The organism is Poseidonibacter parvus, from assembly GCF_001956695.1.
In the GTDB taxonomy this organism is placed as follows: domain Bacteria; phylum Campylobacterota; class Campylobacteria; order Campylobacterales; family Arcobacteraceae; genus Poseidonibacter; species Poseidonibacter parvus.
Genome location: NZ_CP019070.1, coordinates 856,479 through 873,770, shown reverse-complemented (window position 1 = coordinate 873,770; position 17,292 = coordinate 856,479). Strand labels below are relative to the sequence as shown.

Here is a 17,292-nt window from a genome sequence, read left to right as displayed (position 1 = left end):
TATAATATTAATTTTATTTAATAAGGATCAGTTATGGAAATAAAAGGCGAAGAGTTTATAAAAAAAGTTCAACTTCAACAAGAAAGAGATGAACTAGAGCAAAAACTAAGTGAATTAGAAGAAGTACAAACTTCAATAGGTCAAAATAATACTATTCAAAATGAAAGTATTAAAGAACCTATAGATAATGAACTAGGTAATATAATGCTTGATAATCCAAGTTCTAATGAAGAGACTAATAAGAAAAAGTACCTAATATTAGGTCTTATTCTTGTAATTTTATTTTTACTTACTATTATAGTGATACGCCTTTTAACTGATACTTCAAAAGAAGATACTTTTACTTCAAATAAAACTGATCCAATTGAAACAAAAACTACTACTGAAGATTCTAACATAGAAGAAAACTTTCAAAAGATAATGAATGAAAGAATTAAAAAAGATAATGTAGAAAAAGAAATAAGTTCAGAAGAAAAAATTAATGCAATAAATAAAGAAGAAATACCTGAAGAAGTTAAAACAAAAACTTCAGATGAAATTCTAGATGAAACAATCAAAAAGATTGAAGCACAAATTGCTCCAGAGAAGAAAGTTATTGCAAAAAAACCAGTGGTTAAAAAAGTAATTAAGCAAAAACCAGTGGTTAAAAAAGAAACTAAAAAATCTGTAAAAGAATTAGTAAATAATATTTCAAGTAGTGCACCAAAAGGTTACTTTGTACAAATAGGAGCATTTTCTAAAAAACCTTCAAATTCATATATTAGTAAAATTAAAAATGCTAATTTAAAATATAAAGTTCATCAAGTTGAAGTAAAAGGTAAGATTTATAATAAAGTTCTAATTGGTCCATATTCATCAAGAGCAAGTGCAAATGATAATATTGAAAATATTAAAAGTAAGCTAAACTTATCAAGTGCTTACATACTTAAATTTTAAGAAGTTAGGGATATATGAATTTTTATAGTAAAGAACTTTTTTTAGACCAATTTACTCCAGTTTCAATTTATGAAAAAATTAAAGAATCTTATAAAGAAGAAATTACATTTCTTTTCGAAAGTACAATAAATTCTAGTGATGGGAATTACTCTTTTATAGTAATAGGCGTAAGAGAAAGAGTATGGTATGAAAATGGTGTTTGTTATCACAAAAATGAAGAAGGGAAAATTTTTGAAGTTACTTCAAACCCATTAAAGTTTTTGCAAGAATACTATAAGAAATTTGATAAAAAATTTTACAAACAAAAAGCACAAGAATTAGGTATTGGATTAGTTGATGGCTTTATTGGAAATATTGGTTACGATATTGGCAAAGAGTTTGAACCTAAACTAAAAGATTCAATGAATAATTTAGTAGATCAATTAAATATTCCTGATTTAGATTTAATAAGACCAAATATCATTTTAGGTTTTTCACATAAAACTTCTAAACTTGTTATGTTAACTTCTGTTGAATCTAAAAAAGATGAATTAGATAAAATTGAAAAAAACTTATATACTCCATATAATTATCAAGCTCCCAAAAAAGCTGTTTTATTAGATGAAGGTAAATTCAATTTCTCAAAAGAAAAATTCTTTGAAATGGTTGCAAAATCTAAAGAGATGATCAAATCAGGTGATGTTTTCCAAATTTTAATGTCAAATAGATTTATACAAAAAGCAAAAGTAGATCACTTTAGTTTTTATAGAGCTTTAAGAAGTAAAAATCCAAGTCCATATCTTTTCTTTTTAGAATATGAAGACTTTTCTATTGCAGGTTCTTCACCTGAAGTTATGATAAAACTTCAAGATGGACACTTACTTCTTCGTCCAATTGCTGGTACAAGAAAAAGAGGTTCTACAATTGATAAAGATTTAGAAATGGAAAAAGAGCTAATTTCTGATACTAAAGAGCGAGCTGAGCACTTAATGCTTGTCGATTTAGGAAGAAATGATGTTGGACGTGTTGCAAAACCAGGAACTGTAAAAGTGACTGATTTGATGAGAATTGAAAGATACTCACATGTAATGCATATTGTTTCAGATGTTGAAGCAATGATAGATGAAAAGTATGACATGTTTGATTTATTTGCAGCAACATTTACAGCAGGAACAATGACAGGAGCTCCAAAAATTAGAGCTATGGAATTAATAGCACAATTTGAAGGTATAAAAAGAAATTTCTATTCAGGAAGTATTGCATATTTTGGTTTCGATGGAAACATGGACTCAGCAATTACTATTAGAACAACAATGCTTACAGAAGATACTGTAATTTTTCAAGCAGGAGCAGGAGTAGTTGCTGATTCTAAACCTGAAGATGAGTATTTAGAAGTACATAACAAGCTTGCAGCAAATATTGCTACATTAAAAGATTTAGCTTAATATAATAATTAAAAGGAAGTAGCATGTTACTTGGAGTAAATATAGACCATATTGCAGTTTTAAGAGAAGCTAGAAAAATAAACGACCCAAATCCAATTGATGCTTTATCAATTTGTAAACTTGCAGGTGCTGATCAAATCACAATTCACTTAAGAGAAGATAGACGACATATTCATGATAATGATGCAAAAGTTATATGTGAACAATCTGCACTTCCTGTAAACTTAGAATGTTCAATAAATGAAGATATTATTGATATAGTTTGTAAGATGAAACCCTCACGTGCTACCTTAGTTCCTGAAAATAGAGCTGAAGTGACAACAGAAGGTGGATTAGATGTTAAAGGAAACTATAAAAAACTTGAAAAAGTAATAAAAAAACTTCATGATAATGAAATTGAAGTTTCATTATTTATTGATCCAAATGAAGAAGTAATTGAACTTTCTTCAAAATTAAATGTTGAATGGATTGAACTACATACAGGAACTTTTGCAAATGTATATGCAATGTTAAACTCAGGACTTTCAAATACTCATCATACAATAAAAGAATTAGAACTTCCAAGAAAAGAGTTAAAAAAGAAGCTAAAACAATCAATAAAAGAGATTAAAAAAGCTTCTAAGACTGCAAATAAAAAGAAACTTCAAGTTGCAGCAGGACATGGCTTAAACTATCAAAATGTAACACTAATTTCTTCAATTAAACATATTAGTGAATTAAATATTGGGCAAACTATAATTGCAAGATCTGTATTTACAGGACTTGAAAAAGCGATTATTGATATGAAAGAATTAATATGAAACCTAAAATAGCTATTAGTATTGGCGATATAAATGGAATAGGAATAGAAATAGCCCTACTTTCTCATGAAAAAATAGCTAAAATTTGTAAACCTATTTATTGTATAAATAAGAACTTATTGAAAGCTGCCTCAAAACAATTAAATATAAAAATTCCAAAAGATTTCAAAACTTTTGAAACAAAAGGTGATTTTGAAATAAAACCAGGAGATGTAACAAAAAAATCTGGAAAATATTCTTTTGATTCATTTATGGATGCAATTAAATTAGCAGATAAAAAACAAGTAGATGCAATTTGTACACTTCCTATAAATAAAGAAGCTTGGAGTAAAGCAGATATTTCATATAAAGGTCATACAGAAGTATTAAGAGATTATTTTGGTAAAAATGCAATCATGATGCTAGGTTGTAAAAAAATGTTTGTAAGCCTTTTTACAGAACATATTCCTTTAAAAAAAGTTCCTAAAAAAATAAATGTAGAAGATTTAACAAGATTTTTAATTGATTTTCAAAAAAGTGTAAAATCAAAAAAGATTGGTGTTTTAGGATTAAATCCACATGCAAGTGATAATGGTGTTTTAGGTAATGAAGAAGTTGAAATATTTAAAGCAATAAAAAATGCAAATAAAATGCTTGATGAAAAGATTTTTACAGGCCCTCTTGTTCCAGATACTGCATTTTCTCCAATGTCAAGAAAAAACTACAAATACTTTGTAGCAATGTATCATGACCAAGGATTAGCACCATTAAAAGCCTTATATTTTGACCAAAGTATAAATGTAAGTTTAAACTTACCAATTATTAGAACATCAGTTGATCATGGAACTGCTTTTAATATTGCTTACAAAAATGAAAAAGTAAATTTAAAAAGTTATATAAATGCAATTAAAGAAGCGATAGTTTTAGCAAATAGCAAAAAATAAATTATGAAAACACTTGAAAACTGTTATGAATTAAACTTTTCAAAAATAAATTTCATAGAACGTAAAATAAGAATAACTCATCCAAAAACTATTCTAACAGGTGCTAGTAAAACTGGAAAGAGTTATCTTATTTATGATTTTTTATCAAATTTCAAAAGTAAAGATTATATTTATATAGACCTAAAAGATTCAAGAAATAATTTAGAAGAAATTACAGATAATTTAGATAAATATTTAAGACAAAATCAAATTACAGTTTTAGTTCTTGAAAATTTTTCATTTGAGTTTGAACTACCATATTGTGATAATATAATTATTTCTACAAATACACCAAAGAGTATAAGAGGATTTAAAAATATTACTGTTAGTGCTTTAGATTTTGAAGAATATTTACTTCACGATAATAGACACCAAAATATTACACAAAGTTTTAATAACTTTTTCAAATATGGAAACCTACCGGAAATAATAAATAATGAAGAACATAAAAAAGTTCAAAGACTACAAGAAATAATAAAGTTACAAGCTCAAAATGACACTCAATTTGAAATATTAAAACTACTTTTTGAAAACATTGATGAAAAGAAATCTTTATATCAACTCTTTACTAACTTAAAAAATAAAATAAAAATATCAAAAGATAAGTTTTATGAAACATGCAAAACTTTAGAAATCAATAAAACAATATATTTTGTTGAAAAATATAATCAAGAAAAGGCAAATAAAAAAATATATTCATATAATCACTCTTTTTTAAACTCTATTTCACATCATAAAAAGTTCAAAAATGAGTTTACAAATATGATTTTTTTAGAACTAATTGATAAATATAAAAATATTTATTATCTTGATAATATCGATTTTTATATAAAATCCAAAAAATTAGCAATTGTAGGAATTCCCTTTTTTAATAGCTTTTTAGTCAAATCAACACTAAGAAAAATCTATAAAATAATGGATGAATATGAGATTAAAGAACTAAATATTATTACGGTATCAAATGATGAAAAAATTTCTCATGATACTTTTAAAATCAATGTGATTCCATTTTACGAATGGGCACTTAGCTAGTTTATTAATTAGAAATTAAACAAAATTAAGATAAAATCGCAAAACTATAAAGGACACACACATGAACAAAAGAGTACTTGTAAAATTTTCAGGTGAAGCATTAGCAGGTGAAGAAGGTTATGGTATTGATACAAAAATACTAGATTATATTGCTGAAGAGATTAAAGAACTTGTAGACAATGATGTGGAGGTTGGTATTGTTATTGGTGGTGGAAATATTATTAGAGGTGTAAGCGCAGCAGCTGATGGTATTATCAAAAGAACTAGTGGTGATTACATGGGAATGCTTGGAACTGTTATTAATGGTATTGCTATGCAAGAAGCACTAGAGCATAAAGGTTTAAATGCAAGATTACAAACAGCTATTAAAATGGAACAAATTGCTGAACCATTTATTGTAAGAAAAGCAGCTAGACATTTAGAAAAAAACCGAGTTGTTATTTTTAGTGCAGGTACAGGAAACCCTTACTTTACTACTGATACAGCAGCAACTCTAAGAGCAACAGAAATTGGAGCTTCTTTATTAATTAAAGCAACAAAAGTTGATGGGATTTATGATAAAGATCCAATGAAATTTGATGATGCAGTAAAATTAGATACTATTTCTTATGATCAAGCTTTAGAAGATCATATCAAAGTTATGGATGATACAGCAATTGCATTAGCAAAAGATAACAAATTACCAATAGTAGTAGCAAATATGAATGAAAAAGGGAATTTACTTAAAATCATCAATGGTGATACAAGTAAATGTTCAATCGTTAAGTAAGAATTTAAATCAAGGAAAAAACATGAGATTAGAAGAAAGAATGTCACAAGCTTTAAAACAAGTAAATAATGATAGATATATTTTAGCTATTGCTGTTGGTCAAAGAGCAGATGAATTAAGTAAAGGTGCAAAGCCTTTATTAGAGCAAAACACTCAAAAAATGAAATATACTGATATTGCAATTGATGAGATTGCAAGTGGTTTATTAAAAATTGAAGGTTTAGTAGACAAAGAATAGTTATAAAAGCCTAGCTTTTATAACTTGTCTATTTAAGTATGGATCCATTTATTAACAAAGTTCGACATATTAATAATGTCGAAGACGCTATCAAAGAGCTTGAAGCTCAAACTACAATAACTCCCAAATTAAAAGATTTAATAGATTTTATAATAGAAGCCCATAGAGGTCAATATAGAAAAAGTGGAGAACCTTATTGTGTTCATCCAATTTTAGTTGCTTCCATTACTGCACATTTTTCTAATGAAGAATCAATTATTGCAACTGCACTACTTCATGATGTAGTTGAAGATACAAACTTTTCACTTGATTATGTAAAACAACGGTGGGGAAGTGATATTGCTCATATGGTTGATGGTCTTACGAAAATTGTAGAAATAAGAGAAAATGAGTTCATTTCCTCAAATAACACAAATGATTCAAAACTAATTTCATCAGCACTAACATTTAGAAAAATGCTTATTGCATCTATTGATGATGTAAGAGTTTTAGTTGTAAAATTATGTGATAGACTACATAATATGCTTACACTTGATGCACTACCATCTAATAAGCAAAAAAGAATTGCTGAAGAAACACTTGTAGTTTATGTTCCAATTGCTAATAGATTAGGAATCTCTACTTTAAAAAATGCATTAGAAGATTTAGCTTTTTATTATATTTATCCAAAAGAATATAAAATAATTGATGATTTTTTAAAAGAAGAACAACATGCAATTCAATTAACTTTTAATACATTTATTTCAACAACAAAAAAATTACTTGAAAAAAATGGTTATGACTTAGACAAAATTAAAATCTATAGTAGAATTAAACATCATTATTCTATTTACTTAAAAATGCAAAGAAAAGGTATTTCAATAGATGAAGTATTAGATCTTTTTGCAATAAGAATCTTAGTCGATGATGATATCGATTGTTACAAGGTTTTAGGATGTATTCATATTGAGTATAAGCCATTAATTTCAAGATTTAAAGATTATATTGCAACACCTAAAGAAAATGGTTACCAAACGATACATACAACTGTTTTTTATAATTCAAAAATTTATGAGATTCAAATACGTTCATTTGAAATGAATAAAGTAGCTGAATTTGGTATTGCTGCACACTGGAAATATAAATCAGGTGCTAAACAGACTACAAATTTAAACTGGTTAAAATCTCTAGAATTTTCTAATGAAAACGTTGAAGAATTTTATCAAGAAACAAAAGATGATTTATATACAGAAGAAATAGTTGTTTATTCACCTAAGGGGCAAATATTTAATTTACCAGTAGGTTCAACTGCTTATGATTTCGCATTTGCTGTACACACAGATGTAGGTAAAAGTGCAGTATCTTGCCTAATTAATAAAATTAGAAAACCTTTATTAACTGAACTTAAAAGTACAGATATTGTTACAATAGAAACAGGCGATGTAGTAATAGCTAGGTGTTCATGGGTAGATATGGTTAAAACATCAAGAGCAAAAAAACAAATCAAGCTTCTTTGTGGACATAAAATAAAAGAAATAGATGAGATGTATGGAAAGAATATTATTGATACTGTTTTCTCTAGATATAATGTACAAGTCTCAAGAAAATACGATATAGATACACCACATAAAATATCAGAAATCCTTGATTATTTCAAGCATGTAAAGCAGACAATTGAAAAAAACATTGTTAAAGATAGAGGCATCCTAACACGTTTTAAAATACTTACTAGTAAAATTAAAGAATTTAAGTTTGATAATATCTTAATATATTCAAATTTTAGTATAAATTCTGTATCATTTGACCACTGTTGTCATCCTAAATTTGGCGATGATATGGTTGCATTTAAAAATGGAAACGAAGCGGTTATTCATCACAAGATGTGTGATAAAGCCTATGATAAAATAAAAAATAAACATCAAATGCTATTTTGTAAATGGACAAAAGATACTTTGTACCAATATAAAATGGTAGTTAGTATGCCAAATACAAAAGGCGAACTAGCGAGAGTTCTTACTTATATGTCACAATATGAAGGATATATCCTTTCTGTTGAGTATGGTAGACAGCAACATCTATATAGACAATATTGTGATATTGAATTTGAAATAAATAAATCTAATATTGATGAAGTAAGAAAAATTATAGAAAGAAAAGTAAAAGTTATAGAATTCTCATCAAAAAAAGATGCATATAACAAGTAGTAAAAAGGCATAAAATTAATGGAAAACAAAGTTCAAGAAGCACTAGAAGAGATTAAAAGAGGTACATCTGAAATTATTGACATTGAGTCAATTGAAAAATTAATTAAAAGATATTATGAAACAGGTGAAAACTTTTATGTAAAAGCAGGATTTGATCCAACTGCACCTGATTTACACTTAGGACACACAGTACTAATCCAAAAATTAGCACTATTTCAAAAGTTTGGAGGAATTGTTCAATTTTTAATTGGAGATTTTACTGCAACGATTGGTGATCCAACTGGAAAAAGTGAAACTAGAAAAGTTTTAAGTGAACAAGATGTATTAGATAATGCACAAAGCTATAAAACACAGGTTTTTAAAATCTTAGATGAATCAAAAACAGAAGTTATGTTTAATTCTAAATGGTTAAAAGAATTGGGTACAGGTGGTTTAATTTCACTTGCTTCAAATCTAACAGTTGCTAGAATGATTGAAAGAGATGACTTTTCAAAAAGATATGAGTCAAATACTCCTATTGCTGTTAGTGAATTTATGTATCCTTTATTACAAGGTTATGATTCAGTTGCTATGAATACAGATATAGAACTTGGTGGAACAGACCAAAAGTTTAATCTTTTAATGGGAAGAACATTACAAAAAGCGTATAATTGTAAGAAACAACAAGCTGTTTTAATGATGCCAATCTTAGAAGGATTAGATGGCGTTCAAAAAATGTCAAAATCACTTGGTAACTATATTGGTGTTACTGATGAAGCTTTTGATATGTTTGGAAAAGTATTATCTATTTCTGATGAATTAATGTGGAGATATTTTGAATTATTATCTTCAAAATCGTTAAATGAAATAGCTGCTTTAAAAAAAGGTGTAGAAAACAAAACATTACATCCAAAAGATGTAAAAGATTCACTTGCTATTGAAATTGTTGATAGATTTCACGGAGTTGGAAGTGGAGAAAAAGCAAAAGAAGAGTTTAAAAAAGTTTTTGCAAAAAAAGACATCCCTACAGATATGAATGAATATACTTTTGAAGGAGAGATTTGGATTTGTCAAGCTTTAGTTGAGGCTAAACTTGTAAATTCAACTTCACAAGCAAGAAGAGATGTAAAAGCGAACGCTGTATCACTTAATCAAGAAAAAGTAAGTGATGATAAACTAAATTTACAAATTGGTGAGTACATTTTACAAAAAGGTAAAAAGAATTTCGCTAAGATAATTATAAAATAAAAGGGCTAATTTTGAAGATAGGAAAATATGAGATAAAACACCCTATTATCCAAGGTGGTATGGGTGTAGGAATAAGCTGGGATCAATTAGCTGGAAATGTTTCTAAAGAAGGTGCACTTGGTGTTATTTCTTCAGTTGGAACAGGATACTACAGAAATAAAAGTGAAAATGTTAATGTTGTAATGAGAAAAGATAAGCCAAAAGATGCTTTAAACTTTTACTCAAGAGATTCATTTTTTGAAATTGTAGCAAATGCTAGAAAAATTTGTGGAGATGCTCCATTAGCTTGTAATATTTTACATGCATGTAATGACTATGGAAGAATGGTAAAAGATGCTTGTGAAGCAGGTATTAATATTATTATTACTGGTGCTGGATTACCTACAAATATGCCAGAATTTACAAAAGACTTTCCAGATGTTGCACTAGTTCCAATTGTTTCAAGTGCAAGAGCATTAAAACTTATTTGTAAAAAATGGAAAAAATACAACAGAGTTCCTGATGCAATTATTGTTGAAGGTCCTTTAAGTGGTGGGCACCAAGGTTTCAAATATGAAGATTGTTTCAAAGAAGAATTCCAATTAGAAAATATTGTGGGTCCAGTTATTGAAGAAGCAAAAAACTGGGGTGAAGATATTCCAATTATTGCAGCAGGTGGAGTATGGGATAAAAATGATATTGATAAATTCCAAGCTATGGGATGTACTGGTGTACAAATGGCTACAAGGTTTATTGGTACTTTTGAATGTGATGCTCATCCTAATTTAAAAAATGTATTATTAAATGCAAAATCTGAAGATATTAAATTAGGAAAATCTCCTGTTGGATTACCAGCAAGATCAGTTAGAACTAATTTACAATTTTCAATGGCTAATAATACAGCTCCAAAAGTACAGTGTATTTCAAACTGTGTAGCACCTTGTAATAGAGGTGTTGAAGCCAAGGCTGTAGGATATTGTATTGCTGATAGATTAGGTGCTGCATATAATGGAGATTTAGATACAGGATTATTCTTCTCTGGAGCAAATGGTTATAAAGTAAATAAAATAATTACAGTTAAAGAATTAATTACAAAATTAACTCAAGGAGAATAAAAATTTTTAACAGATTTTTTATTCTAATATTAACGTATTTAATCTTTTCAATCTCAGCACTTAGTGCTGCAGATTACAAAGAAGAGTATCGTGCTGCTAAAATGGCTTACTTAAAAGCAGTGCTTAGAAAAGATAATGCTGCAAAAATACAAGAGTTAGAAAAACTTATTGTATTAGGAAAAAAACTAAATAAAAATACTACACCTGATGTTAAGAAATTAGAAATACTACGAAAACGAGATAGAAAAACTACTCAAAAATCAACTTCTACAAATTCAAATAGTAAATATACGATTAAATCGGTTTATACTCAAAATGACTCCATTATTATTAACTTTAACAATAAGATATCAAAAGATTATATAAGATTTTTTGAACTACATCAAGGAAGTATTTACAAAGATGTATTTGATATAAATGGTAATTTTAAAGATGCACAGCCTACAGTTTTAAAAATAAAAAATATTAAGAAAATATCAATAGGTCAATTTAAGGCTAAAACACTTAGGATTGTATTAGCAAATGAAAAGAATTTAAAAACATTTTATACAGTAAAAGAAAAACAAATAATCATAAATATACGTGATTTAAATAATAAGAAACAAGTAAAAAAAGAAATTAAAAAAGAAATTAAAAAAGAAATCGTTCCAATAAAAGAAAATCAAAGTTCAAATAATTTTATAGATAATGATAATGAAATAAGATCAATAAATACAAAAGACAACTCTATAGTAATAGAATTTAATAAAAACTTTTCAAAAAAAGATCTAGCTTATGTAGCATATAAAAACAATGGATATTATGAAGATGTTTTTGATTTAAAAGGTAAGTTTAAATATACAAAACCAATTAAATTATCAATAGATGGATTAAGAAGAATTATTGTTTCCTCAAAAGATAAAGATAAAACGAGAATTAGAATTTCAGATAAGAAGAATTTAAAAGTTTACTATATTTTAAATAAAAGAAAATTAACGATTAAAATCTCTGGGATTTCAAAAAGTTCTAATACTACTAAAAAAGTAAAAACAACTCCATATAAAAACTTCCAAAGTAAAACTATAGTAATTGATGCAGGACATGGTGGACATGATCCAGGTGCAGTTGGATCAAACAAGAAATATGAAAAAGTTGTTACTTTAAAAGTAGCCAAATATTTATATACTATTTTGAAACAACGTGGACACAAAGTCTATTTAACTAGAAGTAAAGATGAGTTTATTAAAGTTGGGAAAAGAACAGATTTAGCATTAAGAAAAAATGCAGATGTATTTGTATCAATCCATGCAAACTCAGTTGCTAAAAAAAATGCAGCAAAAGTAAGTGGTATTGAAACATATTACTTAAGTCCTGCAAAAACTGAAAGAGCAAAAAGAGTTGCAGCAAAAGAGAATAAATCTGATATAAGAAAAATGAGTAACTCTAATACTCAAGCCTTTTTATCATCATTGAATAGTCCTAAACTTAGATACTCAAGATTACTTTCAATTGATGTACAAAGAGAGATGCTAGCATCTGTACGAACAAAACATAAAGTAAAAGATAAAGGTTCTAGACCAGGACCATTCTGGGTATTATTAGATGCTCCACAAGCATCGATACTAGTTGAACTTGGATATATTTCACATCCACAAGAAGGTAGAAAACTATATAATAGTGCTTATCAAAAGTTATTAGCACAAGGAATGGCTAATGGTATTGATGCTTATTTTGAAATGAAATCAAGATTTGACTAGGGATGAAGTTTTTTATTCTTTAAAAAACTTTTTATCTCTTTTATTAAAGTCATTTGTTTCTTTCTTATATTTGGTAAATCATAAATAGAAAAGAATTTTACTTTTGAATTCTCCCAAGATAAAAAATTGTTTTTTAGTTTATCATCAAAAAACATTTCATTTATGTTTTCAATATTTGAAGCATTAACTAACCAAATACCAATATCTTTTTCTAAGTTTATTTGTTCAAAATAATCTTCAAATAATCCTATTTCAACTTTTATACTACTTTCTTCAAATAATTCTCTTTGAGCACATTCATAAGCGTTTTCATCTTTTTCTTTAAGACCTTTTAAACATCCCCATTTTTCCTTACTAGCGATAGATTTACATAATAATATTTTTATATCATCTTTTGTAACAAGATAAGGAACAATACCGTATGCTTTAATATGTGATTTCATAATTACCTTCTAAGAATTCATTTTCTTTTTGTAAAATAGTAAAGAACCAATTATCCATAAGATAAAAGGCAATAAAATTGATACTTCAGGAATTGTAATTCCTCCATTTGTAAACTTGTAAAGCATAAAAAATACACCCCAAACAATCAATGTTCCAAAAATAGATAAAGATGTAAACTTACCCATATTAAAAAACCTACTATTTAATGAAGCGTAGGCAAATACTAATAAAAGTATTGGTATTACAAAAAAAGAAACAACAACTTGATTGTATAAAGCAGCTCTAATTTTATCAGTGTTAATACCTTGGTTTGACAATAAAACCAATGCAGATACTGCATCAAGTATAGAGAAATTTGATTTTGACTCATATACATTATCAAGAATTTTTGGTTTAAAACCTTCTAGAGTATTTAAAAACTTTTCATATTTAATATCTAATCTTGATGTTTCTAAATCTAATTGTGAAGGTTTATTTATAATTTTTGCATCAACTACATACCATTTATTATTTTGAAAATATGCATTTCTTGCAACAATTGATTGTACAATATCTTTATCTTTTACCTTATAAATATGTATACCTTCTGCTTTCTTTTCTAATGGTAAAAGTTTTTTAAAATATACATAGTTATCATTATATTTTAAAAAAATATCAGTTTTTGTACTTGTAAAATATTCATCATGTAAAATTTTTCTTTTCTGATCATAAGAGTAAGCTAAAGGAGTCGCTTGCATTAAAATCAATAAAGATATTAGAAATAGTGATATTTTTACAACAGGAGCATAAATATCTTTACTTCTACTACCAAGTGCATTAAAAGCTACTAATTCATTGTTTTTAATAAATATCACTAATGTAACTATCCATCCAAAAACAATAGATAAAGGTAGTGCTAATGTTAAAGTAAAAAAGCCATTATATAATACGTATAAAAGTTGTAAATTCGCAGAATCTGGTAGCTTTTTAAAATTTTGCAAGAAATCAATTCCAACAAAAAATAGTTCAAGCGAGATTAGGACAACAATAAAATTTAATAAATACTTTTTTAAAATATATCTTGTTAATATGCTCATTTTATTTCAATGTAAATTTGGATTTTACCTGATCAATTTCTTCAGTTTTAAGTGCGTCAATCGCTTTAATAGTATGAGTTATTATATCTTGTAGTTTATTTAATTCTTCTTTTGAAAAGTTGCTAAGTACATAATTCGCAACATCACTTTTGTTTTGAGGTTTTCCAATTCCTATTCTTACACGAATATATTCTTTTCCACAATGTGCATCAATAGATCTTAATCCATTATGACCACCATGTCCTCCACCTATTTTGTACTTAACTGTACCAAAAGGTAAATCTAAATCATCATGAATTACAATAATATCTTCAATATCAATTTTATAATATTCCATAATCGAATGAACTGCAACACCAGAATTATTCATATATGTTGTTGGTTTTGAAAATAAGTTATAACCTGATTTTAAAAGTGTAGATTGAAAGTTTGATTTATTTATATTTGTAGTTGCAAGATTTCTGGTCATCTCATCGATAACCATAAATCCTACATTGTGTCTTGTTAGCTGATATTTTTCACCTATATTTCCAAGACCAATTATTAGATGCATAAAGTTAAATTACTTAGCTTTAATTATACCAATTACTGGAACTCTTGGATCTAAGAAACATTTAACAGTTTCTGGTAAGTTTAAATCTCTAATTAATACATTATCACCTGTATCTAAATCAGTTACATCAATAGTAATGTTTTCTGGTAAATTTTCAATTGTACATTTAACAGGAACTCTTTTAGTGTGAGTCATTAAAAGACCTTTGTTTTTAATACCAATTGCAGTACCTGTTCCAATTACTGGAACTTTATAAGATGCAATAACACCTGGTTGTGCAACCATTAAATCAACATGTAATAAATCTGAAGTTAATGGACATTTTTGGTACTCTTGTACTACTACTTTATAAACTGTTCCTGAAACTGTAACATCAAATGCGATAGTTTCTTTTGTTCTTAAAAATTTGATAAACTCATTCTTTTTGAATGCAGTTGAAACATTTTCTAAACCTTTTCCATAGATATTAGCTATTAAATAACCATCTCTTCTTAAAGTTTTAGTTGCTTGTTTTGTCATACTATCTCTTACGATACCCTCTAACATAAACGATCCTTTTGTATTTTTATTTTAGGGCGCAATTATATTTAAATTTTGCTAAATTTTTTATTAATCTATATTATGACTTTTAATTTAACTTTTTGTAATTGAATTTTAGCTATTATCATCTACATTATAAAACATATTATTAGAAGGTTCAATCCCATGACATTACTAGATGGAAAAGCATTATCGAATAAAATTAAAGATGAAGTAAAAGTTGAAGTTGAAGAACTTATAAAAGAAAAACACATAACTCCAGGTTTAGCAGTTATTTTAGTTGGTAGCGATGCTGCAAGTGCTACATATGTAGCTAGTAAAGCAAAATCTTGTAAAAATGCTGGCATTTATTCTGTTGTACATGAAATGCCAGATACTATTACTCAAGATGAGTTATTAGAGACAATTAAAAGAATGAATGAAAACCCATCATTAGATGGTATTTTAGTTCAATTACCATTGCCAAAACATATTGACACAACTGTTGTTCTTGAAGCAATTGATCCATTAAAAGATGTTGATGGTTTCCATCCTTACAATGTAGGAAGAATGGTTTCAAATTTAGATTCATTTTTACCAGCAACTCCATTTGGTGTTATGAGAATGTTTGAAGAGTATGGAATTGACTTAGTTGGTAAAAATGCTTGTGTTATTGGAAGTTCTGATATTGTTGGTAAACCAATGGCATCACTTTTAATCAATGCAAAAGCAACTGTAACTGTATGTAATTCAAAAACAAAAGATTTAAAAGCTCAGACTTTAGCTGCTGATATTGTAATTATTGCAGTTGGTGTTCCTCATCTTTTAAAAGCTGATATGATAAAAGAAGGTGCTGTTGTAATTGATGTTGGTATTAATAGACTAGATACTGGAAAATTAACAGGTGATGCAGATTTTGAAGATTGTAAAGAAAAAGCATCATTTATAACACCAGTTCCAGGTGGAGTTGGACCAATGACTATTGGAATGCTTCTTAAAAATACAGTTAAAGCTGCAAATTTAAGAGAAAAAAGAGAAGCTAAATAAATGTTTAGAAAAATCTACAATTGGTCATCAACATGGACAGGAACTATTGTTATAGTTCTTGTGATTATGTCATTTATTGCACAAGCTTTCGTGATTCCTAGTGGATCTATGAAAAACACTCTTTTAATTGGTGATATGCTTTTTGTAAAAAAGTTTTCATATGGAATTCCAGTACCAAGAATACCATGGTTAGAAGTTAAAATGCTTCCTGATTTTAATGACAATGGCCATTTAATTGAAGGTCCTAGACCAAAACGTGGAGATATTGTAGTATTTAGATATCCAAAAAATGAAGCTATTCATTATGTAAAAAGAGCAGTAGCAACGGGTGGAGACATCGTTGCATTAAAAGACAAGAACTTGTTACTTCATCCAAAAGAAGGTAATGAGTATGTAAAAGCTAATTATGATAAAGATAGTATTATTGAAGTTGGTGATAAATTATGGGTTGTAAATCCATATAAAAAAGAACATCCAGGTATTCACAATGATCCAAGTGTTGTAAATAATGGATTAAATCCAAGTGAATTATTTAATATGATGCCAATTATGGTTCCTGAAGATGAAACATTTATGATGGGTGATAATAGAGACCACTCAAATGATTCTAGATTTTGGGGAACTGTTCCTTATAAGTTTGTAGTTGGAACTCCTTGGGTTATTTATTTTTCATGGAATGATGAAAAAGAAATTAGATGGGATAGAGTATTAAAACAAGTTGATACAATTGAAGAAAAAATGAATACAAAAAATATAGAAATAAATCATGAAAAAGGTATATACTAAATGAAATATTATATTGGTGCAGATCACGCAGGTATTGATATCAAAGCTTATGTAAAAGAGTTATTTGAAAAAAGAGGTCATGAAGTTATTGATTTAGGACCAAATACAAAAGATAGAGTTGACTATCCAGATTTTGCAGCAAAGGTATGTGAAAATGTTCTTAAAAATGAAGGAAGCAAAGGTATTTTAATTTGTGGTTCGGGAATTGGAATGAGCATGGCTGCTAATAAATTTGATGGAATTAGAGCAGCACTTTGTCATAATGAATACTCAGCTAAAATGGCAAGAGAACATAATGACGCAAATGTGATTTGTTTAGGTGAGCGAGTTTCTGGATTTGGTATGGTTGAAGCTATTGTAGATGCATGGAATGATTCATCATTTGCAGGTGGGAGACATGAAGGTAGAGTTGAAAAAATCAATGCTATTAGTAAAATAGGAAGTTGTAGAGCTTAGATTTATTAAA

The 17,292-nt window shown here is 27.5% G+C and carries 18 protein-coding genes; 14 read left to right on the top strand and 4 right to left on the bottom strand.

Annotation, left to right across the window (positions count from 1 at the left end):
- The first annotated feature begins 33 nt into the window (after positions 1 to 33).
- From LPB137_RS04275 to LPB137_RS04225, 11 genes are all read left to right on the top strand, one after another.
- The gene (locus LPB137_RS04275) at positions 34 to 936 is read left to right on the top strand and encodes an SPOR domain-containing protein (protein ID WP_076084821.1); all 903 of its coding nucleotides are present in this window, start codon (positions 34 to 36) and stop codon (positions 934 to 936) included.
- Between the two features lie 14 nt (positions 937 to 950).
- Entirely contained in the window at positions 951 to 2,360 is a 1,410-nt protein-coding gene (locus LPB137_RS04270; RefSeq protein WP_076084818.1) for an anthranilate synthase component I family protein, read from the top strand.
- Positions 2,361 to 2,383: 23 nt separating this feature from the next.
- A complete protein-coding gene (locus LPB137_RS04265; RefSeq protein WP_076084815.1) occupies positions 2,384 to 3,160 on the top strand; it encodes a pyridoxine 5'-phosphate synthase in 777 nt (258 codons plus the stop codon).
- Positions 3,157 to 4,083, top strand: coding sequence for a 4-hydroxythreonine-4-phosphate dehydrogenase (pdxA, locus tag LPB137_RS04260; RefSeq protein ID WP_076084812.1), 927 nt, complete (start codon positions 3,157 to 3,159; stop codon positions 4,081 to 4,083). The genes LPB137_RS04265 and pdxA overlap by 4 nt, the downstream gene beginning before the upstream one ends.
- Positions 4,084 to 4,086: 3 nt before the next feature.
- A complete protein-coding gene (locus LPB137_RS04255) occupies positions 4,087 to 5,154 on the top strand; it encodes an ATP-binding protein (RefSeq protein ID WP_076084809.1) in 1,068 nt (355 codons plus the stop codon).
- Positions 5,155 to 5,215: 61 nt separating this feature from the next.
- Positions 5,216 to 5,923, top strand: a complete 708-nt coding sequence (gene pyrH / locus LPB137_RS04250; RefSeq protein ID WP_076084806.1) for a UMP kinase — start codon at positions 5,216 to 5,218, stop codon at positions 5,921 to 5,923.
- A 22-nt stretch (positions 5,924 to 5,945) separates the two neighbouring features.
- The gene (locus LPB137_RS04245; RefSeq protein ID WP_076084803.1) at positions 5,946 to 6,161 is read left to right on the top strand and encodes a DNA-directed RNA polymerase subunit omega; all 216 of its coding nucleotides are present in this window, start codon (positions 5,946 to 5,948) and stop codon (positions 6,159 to 6,161) included.
- Positions 6,162 to 6,199: 38 nt separating this feature from the next.
- On the top strand, positions 6,200 to 8,344 hold the full coding sequence (locus LPB137_RS04240; RefSeq protein ID WP_076084801.1) for a RelA/SpoT family protein: 2,145 nt from the start codon (positions 6,200 to 6,202) through the stop codon (positions 8,342 to 8,344).
- A gap of 18 nt (positions 8,345 to 8,362) precedes the next feature.
- Positions 8,363 to 9,571, top strand: a complete 1,209-nt coding sequence (gene tyrS, locus LPB137_RS04235) for a tyrosine--tRNA ligase (RefSeq protein WP_076084798.1) — start codon at positions 8,363 to 8,365, stop codon at positions 9,569 to 9,571.
- Positions 9,572 to 9,582: 11 nt separating this feature from the next.
- Positions 9,583 to 10,665 (top strand): nitronate monooxygenase, encoded by a 1,083-nt coding sequence (locus LPB137_RS04230; protein ID WP_076084795.1) that lies wholly within the window; start codon positions 9,583 to 9,585, stop codon positions 10,663 to 10,665.
- Positions 10,666 to 10,766: 101 nt separating this feature from the next.
- Positions 10,767 to 12,401, top strand: coding sequence for an N-acetylmuramoyl-L-alanine amidase family protein (locus LPB137_RS04225; protein ID WP_076084792.1), 1,635 nt, complete (start codon positions 10,767 to 10,769; stop codon positions 12,399 to 12,401).
- Here LPB137_RS04225 and LPB137_RS04220 read toward each other — a convergent pair.
- Genes LPB137_RS04220 through LPB137_RS04205 form a run of 4 tightly spaced genes read right to left on the bottom strand, consistent with a single transcriptional unit; the run spans position 12,398 to position 15,020 of the window.
- Entirely contained in the window at positions 12,398 to 12,844 is a 447-nt protein-coding gene (locus tag LPB137_RS04220; protein ID WP_076084789.1) for an NUDIX domain-containing protein, read from the bottom strand. The two genes, LPB137_RS04225 and LPB137_RS04220, sit on opposite strands and share 4 nt — an antisense overlap.
- A 9-nt stretch (positions 12,845 to 12,853) precedes the next feature.
- Positions 12,854 to 13,921 (bottom strand): LptF/LptG family permease, encoded by a 1,068-nt coding sequence (locus LPB137_RS04215; protein ID WP_076084786.1) that lies wholly within the window; start codon positions 13,919 to 13,921, stop codon positions 12,854 to 12,856.
- A gap of 1 nt (position 13,922) precedes the next feature.
- A complete protein-coding gene (pth, locus tag LPB137_RS04210) occupies positions 13,923 to 14,474 on the bottom strand; it encodes an aminoacyl-tRNA hydrolase (protein WP_076084783.1) in 552 nt (183 codons plus the stop codon).
- A 9-nt stretch (positions 14,475 to 14,483) separates the two neighbouring features.
- Entirely contained in the window at positions 14,484 to 15,020 is a 537-nt protein-coding gene (locus tag LPB137_RS04205) for a 50S ribosomal protein L25/general stress protein Ctc (RefSeq protein ID WP_076084780.1), read from the bottom strand.
- A 159-nt stretch (positions 15,021 to 15,179) separates the two neighbouring features.
- On the opposite strand from LPB137_RS04205, the gene folD reads away from it, so the two are divergent.
- The 3 genes from folD to rpiB are packed head-to-tail and all read left to right on the top strand — an operon-like array spanning position 15,180 to position 17,282.
- On the top strand, positions 15,180 to 16,040 hold the full coding sequence (folD, locus tag LPB137_RS14020) for a bifunctional methylenetetrahydrofolate dehydrogenase/methenyltetrahydrofolate cyclohydrolase FolD (protein WP_083657106.1): 861 nt from the start codon (positions 15,180 to 15,182) through the stop codon (positions 16,038 to 16,040).
- The gene (gene lepB, locus LPB137_RS14015) at positions 16,041 to 16,826 is read left to right on the top strand and encodes a signal peptidase I (RefSeq protein WP_083657104.1); all 786 of its coding nucleotides are present in this window, start codon (positions 16,041 to 16,043) and stop codon (positions 16,824 to 16,826) included.
- Positions 16,827 to 17,282 carry a ribose 5-phosphate isomerase B gene (gene rpiB / locus LPB137_RS04195; RefSeq protein WP_076084777.1) on the top strand — a complete coding sequence of 152 codons (456 nt, stop codon included), beginning with the start codon at positions 16,827 to 16,829 and terminating at the stop codon, positions 17,280 to 17,282. It abuts the gene before it with no gap.
- Positions 17,283 to 17,292: the final 10 nt, after the last annotated feature.